General features: G+C 57.9%; 7 protein-coding genes. 5 read left to right on the top strand and 2 right to left on the bottom strand.

The window, feature by feature from the left end:
* The first annotated feature begins 271 nt into the window (after positions 1-271).
* The 3 genes from ftsY to H5U08_RS04665 all read left to right on the top strand — a co-directional run bounded on the left by ftsY (position 272) and on the right by H5U08_RS04665 (position 3561).
* A complete protein-coding gene (ftsY, locus tag H5U08_RS04675; RefSeq protein ID WP_297030753.1) occupies positions 272-1189 on the top strand; it encodes a signal recognition particle-docking protein FtsY in 918 nt (305 codons plus the stop codon).
* A 358-nt stretch (positions 1190-1547) separates the two neighbouring features.
* Positions 1548-2939 (top strand): Gfo/Idh/MocA family oxidoreductase, encoded by a 1392-nt coding sequence (locus H5U08_RS04670; RefSeq protein WP_297030750.1) that lies wholly within the window; start codon positions 1548-1550, stop codon positions 2937-2939.
* Positions 2940-3213: 274 nt separating this feature from the next.
* Positions 3214-3561, top strand: coding sequence for a P-II family nitrogen regulator (locus H5U08_RS04665; protein ID WP_095414661.1), 348 nt, complete (start codon positions 3214-3216; stop codon positions 3559-3561).
* Between the two features lie 197 nt (positions 3562-3758).
* Here the strand turns inward: H5U08_RS04665 and H5U08_RS04660 are convergent, their stop codons facing one another.
* Positions 3759-4460: an O-methyltransferase gene (locus H5U08_RS04660; RefSeq protein WP_297030746.1), complete on the bottom strand. Its 702-nt coding sequence runs from the start codon at positions 4458-4460 to the stop codon at positions 3759-3761.
* A gap of 239 nt (positions 4461-4699) precedes the next feature.
* Between H5U08_RS04660 and H5U08_RS04655 the strand changes: the two genes are divergently transcribed.
* Both H5U08_RS04655 and purB read left to right on the top strand, forming a co-directional pair.
* On the top strand, positions 4700-6103 hold the full coding sequence (locus H5U08_RS04655; protein ID WP_297030745.1) for an HD domain-containing protein: 1404 nt from the start codon (positions 4700-4702) through the stop codon (positions 6101-6103).
* A 63-nt stretch (positions 6104-6166) separates the two neighbouring features.
* Positions 6167-7606, top strand: a complete 1440-nt coding sequence (purB, locus tag H5U08_RS04650; RefSeq protein WP_297030742.1) for an adenylosuccinate lyase — start codon at positions 6167-6169, stop codon at positions 7604-7606.
* 152 nt (positions 7607-7758) lie between these two features.
* Here the strand turns inward: purB and H5U08_RS04645 are convergent.
* Positions 7759-9466 (bottom strand): tetratricopeptide repeat protein (locus H5U08_RS04645; protein WP_297030740.1); only part of this gene is annotated, 1708 nt, incomplete at its 5' end.

Below are 9466 nucleotides of genomic sequence, written 5' to 3'. Positions count from 1 at the left end.
ATCGGGACCCTTTGTGAACGGAATCCTCGACCGACTGTACCGGGATATTGTTCTGGGGTGTGCGCGGACGCCGGAAAAGTCGTGACAGACGTTCCTCCGGCCGGGCATGGATCAAAGGACCGGAAGAGGATTGAGCCTCCAAAAACAACGGCCAATATGAGCTGCAGTGGACCGGTGTTGGGGACGCCCAACCCATCGGGCGTCTGCACGCTGCCGAGATAAAAACAGGGTGTGGTAAGGCAGGCAAACCAGAATCTGGTGGGTCACGACAATGGGACTGCTTGATCGCATCAAACAAGGCCTGAAAAAGACCGCCCAAATTCTTCAGACGGATATCCGCGATCTCTTCAAGACGCGGGGAAGGCTCGTCGATCAGGCCTTTCTGGATGAACTTTTCGAGGTCCTCGTTAAGACTGACATGGGAGTCCAAGCAGCCCAGCAGCTCGTCGATCAGATCGGCCAGAAGTACCGCAACCGCGTTATCGAATGGTCGGAGGCCATTGAGGAAATCAAGAAAGGTCTCAAAGAGCTTTTGCGGCAGCCCGAGTCCCCCATCCGCTTTGCCAGTCAGGGCCCCACCGTCATCATGGTCTGCGGGGTCAATGGATGCGGGAAAACGACAACCATTGCCAAATTAGCTTACATGTTCCAGTCGCAGGGCAAGAAGGTCGTCCTGGGAGCGGCGGACACCTTCCGCGCTGCCGCCGTGGAGCAATTGAGTATCTGGGCACAACGGCTGGGTGTGGATATCGTGACAGGTCCTCAGGGAAGTGACCCCGCGGCCGTAGGGCATCGAGCAGTCGCCCGCGCGATCGAAACCCAGGCCGATGTCTGTATCGTCGATACCGCGGGCCGCCTGCAAACGCATCAGAATTTGATGCGGGAGCTTTCCAAAATTCACCGCGTGTTGGGAAAACAGATTCCCGACGCCCCCCACGAGGTCCTTCTCGTCCTCGATGCGACCACGGGTCAAAATGGGATCAGCCAGGCCAAACACTTCAGCGAGGCCGTCAAGTGCACCGGGCTTGTTCTCGCCAAACTGGACGGCACAGCCAAGGGTGGGGTGGTCGTCGCGATTCGACAGCAGATGGGACTGCCCGTCAAATTTGTCGGCGTCGGGGAAAAACCGGAAGACCTCCTGCCCTTCGACGCCGATAGCTTCGTGGACGCAATGTTTGCTGAGAGCTGACGGCGGGATTGTCGCGGACGCTGCCAAATCCTTTTGCGCATCGGTCGGCCTGAGCCCACGCGGTTTCGTTTTTAATGGGACCGAACCTTGTTCCGCCGCAGTCACAACCTGGCCACCCGGACCTGGCACAGACACGACTGGTGGCATCATCGGGTCGGAGCGCTGCCATCTCCCATTTCGTCGATCTTGCGGTTGCCAAAGCTCGCGAAATCAAAAGCCAAAAGGATTGGCAAACGGGCAGGCCGGATGTATTCTATTGGCAGTGAATTCGTCGTGTTCCGGCCGGCGGGTTATTCGCTCCCACCACCGATTGCCGCTGCGTTCACCTATTTGTCACGCCTTGCACAAGGAGCTTGCCATGCGAGAACACCAGATTTCCCGTCGCTCCATGCTGAAACTGGGTGCTGCCCTGAGCATCCCGACGTTTGTTTCCAGCCGAGCACTCGGACTGGCGGGTCAGGCCCCGGCGTCCGAACGGGTCAAAGTCGCCATCATTGGCCTGGGCGGCCGAGCGCGATCCATCGTCAATGAGTCCCGGGAAATCAAAGACATGCAAATTGTGGCCGTGTGCGACTGTTTCAAGCCAGCCATCGATCGCTTCGTCAAAGATGTGGGACAAGGCCAGAAATGGGGCACTTATGAGGACTTCCGCACCATGATTGAAAAAGAAAAGCCCGACGGTGTGATGGTGGAGACCACCACGCATGCCCGGGCATGGATCACCATTATCGCCATGCAAATGGGGATGGATGCCTACATCGAAAAGCCCATGTGCCTGACGATCCGCGAAGGCCGGTACATGGTTCAGGCGGCGCGGAAGTACAATCGGGTCACACAAGTCGGAACCCAGCAGCGTTCGATGCCCATCAACAACTGGGCCAGCGATCTGGTGAAAAACGGTGCCATTGGCAAAGTTCTTACGGTGATCGCCCCGAATTTCGTAGGGCCGGAGCGCTGGCCGGGAAAGCCGCCCATGCCAATGCCCGAAGGCGGAAGCGCCAACTGGTGGGACGTGTGGACGAATCAGGCGGAATTGCGACCATACCATCCCGAATTGCATCACGGCTGGGAGCGCTGGTGGGCGTATGATGGTGGTGGACTGTGTTTCGGCGTGACGGGCTGGGGGACCCATTCCTACGATCAAATCCAGCGTGCTCTCGGCACCGACGAAACGGGTCCGGTGGAGCTCATGCTCGAGGAGCCCGTGCGGGTGGAGCCGTGTGGCAAGTTTGAGACCATCCCGGAAGATGATCCCACTTATCTGGAATACCTCAACCGTCTGGCTCGTCCGGTAGTTGGGCCGCGGGCCAAAGTGCGGATGTGGTATGCCAACGGGACAGAACTGCGTCTCCACTTGAATGGTGATTGGGGCCCCGGCTTGGGGGCGATTTTTATCGGCGAAAAGGGGAAAGTCGAAATCAATCGCAACAAAATTGCCACCAATCCCAAGGAACTTATGCAATCCCCGGATTATCCAGGCCCGATCACACGACCGGAAACGGAATACCACATCGCCAACTGGATCGAGTGCATCAAGACACGCAAGCGGTGCAATGCCGACATCGAGTATGGACAGCGCTCCACAACGCTATGCTATCTCGTCAACATTGTGCGGGAAATCGGCGAAGTCGGATTCAAACTTCGCTGGGATCCGGCCACAGAGCAGTTCACCAACCACGACGGCGCTAACAAATCTTCCTACATGGAGCGCCCGCGGCGCAAGGGCTATGAATTGCCGGCCCTGGTATGACGGTGGTATTCCAGTGGAGCCCGTTTCGGCGGATTAACGGGTTTTGCGTCAATCGTGCAGTCAAGGTTTCGCAGAAACGCTCACGGGGAGACCATTGGGTCGCCCTAATACATTTTGAACTGGCTCGCCCCGGCGAGTTTTCGCACAAGGTCGTAAAGCGGCGGCGTTTTCGCTGTCAAAAACGCGTGCCGGACGTGTCTTGCCGTTCGTACCCGGATATGATAGTGTGATACCTACCGTCGGAGTGTCATGTTTTTCGCCACAGGGTGGCCCAATGAAGCTGATCATCGCCATCATTCAGCCGCATCGATTGGAAGCCGTCAAACAGGCGTTGGCGGAAGTGGAGGTGTTCCGCCTGACGGTCATGGATGTGCAGGGATTCGGCCGGGAAAAAGGCCATGCCGAGGCCTTCCGGGGCCACGAATATTCGGTGAACCTGACCCGCAAGGTCCAGCTCATGATCGCCGTCAATGACAACTTCCTGGAACCGACCATTGACGCGATTATCAAAGGGGCACGGACTGGACCGCACGGACAGATTGGGGACGGCAAGATTTTCGTCTTGCCCCTGGAAGATTGCATCCGCATCCGGACCGGCGAGCGCGGCGGAGAAGCGATCTGACCTTTTCTGTCATCTACAGCGGCGATCGCCCGGAAATTCCCCACTGTTCTATCCGCTGCTGGCTATTCGTTCAAAAGAACAAAATAAGCCGGCAGGGGTCAACTCCCAACCCCCGCCGGCTTTTTGTTGCTGGGTCTTCGCAACCAAAATTCAGTTCGCTGGGCGCGGAAGTTTTCCCGATGGCAGGCGACGCCCGATCAGTGTTTCTTGACCGACACCGAGACACCCGCGGCGTCCATGTGCTGGAACACCGTCTCGTAGTCGGGATTTGTCGTGATTGCCTTCACGAATCGCGGGTCGGCCATGCTCGGAATCATGTTATGGGCGATGACGACTCCCCCGGGACGCACAAGAGGTGAAAGCTTCTCAAAATAGTCGAGATACCCGGTTTTGTCTGCGTCCAGGAAAAGAACGTCGATCGGCTCCTTGACCTGCTTGACGGTTTCGTGGGCGTCCCCAAGGACGATCGTCACGATGTCACTCACCCCTGCTTTTTCAAAATTCTCCCGGGCTATGGCCGCGCGTTTCTCGTTGATCTCAAAAGTAGTCAACTTGCCTCCGGTCTTTTTCAGCACCAGGCAGAACCACAGTCCGGAATACCCTACCGAAGTGCCAAGTTCCACCACATGCTTCGCCCCCACGGCCTCGGCCCAAGCACGGAGAAGACGACCGTCTTCCTCGGGGACAATCATATTCCCCGCCCGCTGATTTCGACCGACCTCCTCAATGACCTCCAGAATTCGTTTTTCGACGTCGTCCTTGGGAAGGGTCTTCACCTCAAAAACCGTGCGGGGATTGCCGGACCGCCGCGGGCCTCCAGGAGGTTGAGCGCGACACACACTATCGGCAAAAACCAACATTCCGCACGCAGCCAACACGAGCACGCTCGAGCGCACCATACCGAATCCTCCTCCTCGTCAAAAAGGACCACATCACACAAACTGTCCCAAGGTTGCCTTCTCAGTCCTTGAGCCCGCCGGTCTCCCTCAGTCCCCCCGGAACTTCACCCACAGCGCCCCTTTGCCCTAAAACGACATCTTCAGAAAATACAGGGAAGCACCAATCCTGCGACTGGCGCGTCGTATCATTATAAACCCGGCAGAAAGCGTAAAGGACCGTTTTTCCTGGAGCGTCCCAAATGCAGCCGAACTACGATTGGGAGAGCCTCAGCCACGATCCCATCCACGGCTATATCCCGTTTGTGTCGCGCCGCGGGGCCGCCCCCGGAGAAGTTTCCGAACAGGATGTTATTGATCACCCGTGGGTCCAGCGGCTACGGCAGATTCACCAGCTTCAAACAGCCTGGTGGGTCTTTCCCTCCGCCACGCATACACGGTTCCAGCACGTTCTGGGCGTGATGCACCTTGCGGGGCGCGTCACGCAGCACCTTTACCCAAGCCTCCAGGCCAGCGATCCCGATACGCCCAGTTTCGGCTATGTGACAACGCTCATGCGGCTCGCCGGGCTGCTTCATGATGTGGGGCACGGCCCTTTTGGTCATTTCTTCGACCAATTCTATCTTTCCCGTTACGGGCTCAATCATGAACGGCTGGGGAGCGAAATCATTCGGCGGGAACTCGCCCCCCTGCTCCGCCGTGTTCGCCGAAATCCGCTGGGCGAGCTTCGCCCCGACGAGGAAATTGACCCCGAACAAATCTGCTTTCTCATCACCCGACCCAAAACCTCGGAGGAGCCATCCGCCCCGCTTTGGTTGCGGCTCCTGCGGGCCCTCTTCAGTGGGATTTATACCGTGGACAACATGGATTTTGTCCTGCGGGATGCCTACATGTCGGGTTACAGTCAACGGGCCTTCGACCTGGACCGGCTCATTCATTATAGTTTTTTCACGCCTCAGGGTTTGACAATCCACGAACGTGGCCTGCCTGCCCTGGTGCGGTTCATCACGGTCAGGGCGGAACTGTTCCGATCGATTTATTTCCATCGCACCGTGCGATCCATCGACCTTTCGCTGCAGGACCTTTTCCGCGATAGTGCGGACTATCTCTTTCCGGGAAACCCTCTTGACCATCTGGATCAATATCGCCGGTTTACGGACTGGTCGTTGCTTGTGGACGTGGACCGCTGGGCGGACTCGCCGGACGAGCGACGGGCCGCCCTGGGTGTCCGCTGGCGGGAATGGCTCGGACGAAAAATCCTGTGGAAAATGGTTTGCGAAAGGACAGTGTTCTTCGGCCCGGGAAAGTCTGAGGAAATGAGCGTTTTCAGCGACGAAAAGCTATTCGAAGAGGCCATTCGCCGGCGACTGCCCGCTGCTCTGCGAGAGATCCCGCTGCGCTGCGATCCACCCCGCCATGTCCATCGCCCGGGCACCCGTGCCCCCGCCGCGGGCCAGAATTATCTCTACGATCCTGCCACCAAGTCGGTCCGCACGCTCGATGCCCGGGAACTCTACCGTCAGATCCCTTTCAGCTATCGGATTTGCCGGGTCTATGCCCTGGATACCCAACACGCCAATGAGATCGCGGCGGCCATGGATGCCCTGCTCAACGGCGATGCTGTGGATGATGTCACGAACATGTAGTCTTTGTCTGGTACTTCACGGTAGGATTCCACGATTCATTTTCTGCTGATCGGGAAATCGCCAATGACCACATCGAGTGAACACAATATCTGCGACAACCCTCTGATCACCCGCTATGCCTCGCGAGAAATGGCGGAACTGTTCAGTCCGCAACGGCGTATTTCCACGTGGCGCCGGCTGTGGATCATTCTCGCGGAAGCAGAAGCCGAATTAGGGCTTCCCATTTCCCAGGAACAAATCGAGGAAATGCGTGCCCACGTGGACGACATCGATTGGGCCAAGGCGGCGGAATATGAGCGCCGGCTCCGCCACGACGTGATGGCCCACGTGCATACCTTCGGCGATGCCTGTCCCAAAGCCCGGCCGATCATTCATTTGGGGGCCACAAGCTGTTATGTCACCGATAATACGGATCTCCTGTTGATGCGGGAGGGCCTGCAGATCCTGGCCCAGCGACTCGCCGCGGTTATTGATCGTTTGGGACGTTTCGCACAGCAGTACCGCGACCTGCCCTGCCTGAGTTTCACCCACTTTCAGCCCGCCCAGCCAACGACGGTAGGCCGCCGGGCATGTCTTTGGGCTTACGATTTTGTCCTCGACCTGCAGGAGCTTGAATACCGATTGTCACAACTTCGGGCAAGGGGTGTCCAGGGCACCACGGGCACGCAGGCCAGCTTTCTCGCCCTTTTTCAGGGAGATCATGAAAAGGTCAAACGCCTCAACGAGCTGGTCTGTCAAAAAATGGGATTTCCCGGCAGCTACGCCATTACGGGCCAGACATATTCCCGAAAGATTGACGCCCAGATACTCGCTGTCCTCTCACAGATCGCGGACACCGCTCACAAGGTCGCGACCGATATCCGGCTGCTGGCCCATCGCAAGGAAATAGAAGAACCCTTTGAAAAGGATCAGGTGGGTTCCTCGGCCATGCCCTACAAGCGCAATCCGATGCGGTGCGAGCGGATCTGTGGACTGGCCAGATTCGTGATGTCTCTCGAGGCCAACGCCCACATGACTCATGCCGTTCAATGGTTCGAACGCACCCTGGATGATAGCGCCAATCGACGGCTCGTTATTCCGCAGGCCTTTTTGGCCGTGGACGCGATCCTTATTCTCTGCTGCAACGTTTTCGAAGGTTTAGTCGTGTATCCTCAGGTAATCACCAAGAATCTGCGTGCGGAACTGCCGTTCATGGCTACGGAGGAGATCCTCATGGCAGCCGTCCAGGTGGGCGGTGACCGGCAGGACCTTCACGAACGGATTCGCCAGCACAGCCAGGCCGTCGCACGGGTCATCAAAGAAGAAGGTGGAGAGAACGACCTCATCGAGAGACTCCGCGCTGATCCTGCTTTCGCCGGGGTTAACTTCGCGGAAGTGACCGACCCTCTCCGCTATGTCGGGCGGTCGCGGGAGCAGGTCGACGAATTCCTTTCGGAGATTGTCGAACCGATCCGCCGGCGCTACCCGGCGTGTTCCTCCATGGAGGCCGACGTGAGAGTGTGAGGCCGATCGAGGCCGCAGCGTTTCCCAGCCCTGTTTGCCAGAGCCCTGTTTCGTGCCTTCAGAGGAGTTGCCTTCATGCCGTGGTTACAGGCGAACCGTGTGATTGGGAAACTGGTAACCTGACAAGTGAGAAGTAGGGGACTAACAACGGTTTATCTGTCCTCGGGCGGAAAGTGGGGATCGAAATCCTCGTCATCCTCGTCGAAATCGTCATCAAAATCCTCGTCCCCGTTTATGTTGTCATCGGCATCGTCGGAGCCCAGGCCGAGGGAGTAGATCGTTTCGAGATCCTCATCGTAACGGCGAGCCCCCTGCCATACCACTCCTGGATGGTCGAAAAAGCCGCCTTCTTCCATGGTCGTGCTGACAAGTTCCGCGGACAGATCGGGGTAACATCGCGATTGGGCCTGCAGCACGTAGTGCTCAGCCTCCTCAATATTCCGCGCAAGCACGCCCCAAAACGCAAAGTACGCGGGCCACGACGCCTGATGCGGCCAGCAGGCGGGATGCTTCGACCACGACTCATCCAAAGGCTGACGGCACACGCAAACATAGTAATTGAGGTCGGTTACCCTGGGTCGGTTCTTACGCTCCGCCTCAAAAATACTGTCCGGCACAATACCTGCTTGGAACAGGCGATCCTGGAGATCGTTGAGCACTTCGTCCTCGGGCGGGAGCCCCTGCCGAGCAACTTCATACAATTGCTGCAAATTCTTCTCGATGCCCGTCTCCGACAAATCATCAATGTCCTGTATTCGCATCTTGAGGACGGCTTTGATATGGTCACGGATTTGGTCGGGCGAATCCTGAAGCTGCGCGAGCCAGGCGTACAGAACGTGACCGGCCAACCCCGGTGCATCCCGTGTTGCCATGAAACGTTCAATATCCTTCAGGGCATCCTCGGCTTCTTTACGACTCAAAAGCGTCCACGCTCGGTAAAAATAAAGCCAGGGACTGTTCCAGCCCCACTGCTCACTCTGGTTCAAATACGTCAAGGCTTCGGGATAGCGTCCCAGGCGGAATGCCACCAATCCCGCTTCCCAGGCCACTTCTGCGTCCTGGCAGTTGCCCTCCCGCAGGCACAGGTCAAGAACCGCCAGCGCATCCTGCTCTCGATCCGCGTCGGAGTAGATCTGCGCCAGTCCCAGAACAGCCTGCGGATTATTTCGGTTCAGAGTAAAAGACCGGGCAAGGCACCACTCGGCCATCCCGATGTCGCCTGTCATCCGGAAGAACTGAGCTGCCCGGGTGTAATGCCGGGGATAGTCAGGCGACAAATCGAGCGATTTTCGAAACCAGCTACCGATCTGTTCCAAGCTGGGAAGAGCCGCGTTCCTGGCCGACTCACGCGGTGGGGAATCTGGCGACTCTCCCTCACCGGTTTCCTGGGTTGCCGACCATGCTGCCAGCGCCGCCGTGGCCACCAGGTTCAGCACATCCCCATTTTCGGGAAATCGCGTCAACAGACGCCGGGCCCAGTCCCACACGTCCAGTTGACGTCCCAACATTTCCGAAAGCTGGCCCGCCAAGTAGATGAGCCGCGCCCCGTCTTCAGGATTTTCCACACTTTCCGGATCGACAGCCAACATTTTTTCGAACACCTGGACGACATCGTCCGGCCCCAGGCCCTCCCGAAGCAGTCGTTCCAGCCACTCGTCAAGCTGCTTGCCCAGCGCCGTCTTGGCTTCGTCAGCCGGCGTTTCTGGCTGGGACTCCCCAACGACAGCATTGTCCGCCTCATGGGCGGCTTGCCGAACTGCTTCTTCCACAGAGATACCATGCTCCTCGCTCGCCGCTGGTGTCTTTTCACCTTGGGTTGCTTTCGACGCTGTCCGGCTGAAAGGACCACTTTCCGGTGGC

Origin of the sequence: Thermogutta sp. (assembly GCF_014359955.1) — a bacterium.
Taxonomy (GTDB): Bacteria; Planctomycetota; Planctomycetia; order Pirellulales; family Thermoguttaceae; genus Thermogutta.
The sequence above is the reverse complement of the archived record's forward strand: the minus strand, read 5'-3'. Positions and strand labels throughout refer to the sequence as shown.

Coding starts and splice junctions, on each gene's coding strand:
- ftsY (WP_297030753.1), top strand. CDS start 272: ATGGGACTGCTTGATCGCATCAAACAAGGCCTGAAAAAGACCGCCCAA.
- H5U08_RS04670 (WP_297030750.1), top strand. CDS start 1,548: ATGCGAGAACACCAGATTTCCCGTCGCTCCATGCTGAAACTGGGTGCT.
- H5U08_RS04665 (WP_095414661.1), top strand. CDS start 3,214: ATGAAGCTGATCATCGCCATCATTCAGCCGCATCGATTGGAAGCCGTC.
- H5U08_RS04660 (WP_297030746.1), bottom strand. CDS start 4,460: ATGGTGCGCTCGAGCGTGCTCGTGTTGGCTGCGTGCGGAATGTTGGTT.
- H5U08_RS04655 (WP_297030745.1), top strand. CDS start 4,700: ATGCAGCCGAACTACGATTGGGAGAGCCTCAGCCACGATCCCATCCAC.
- purB (WP_297030742.1), top strand. CDS start 6,167: ATGACCACATCGAGTGAACACAATATCTGCGACAACCCTCTGATCACC.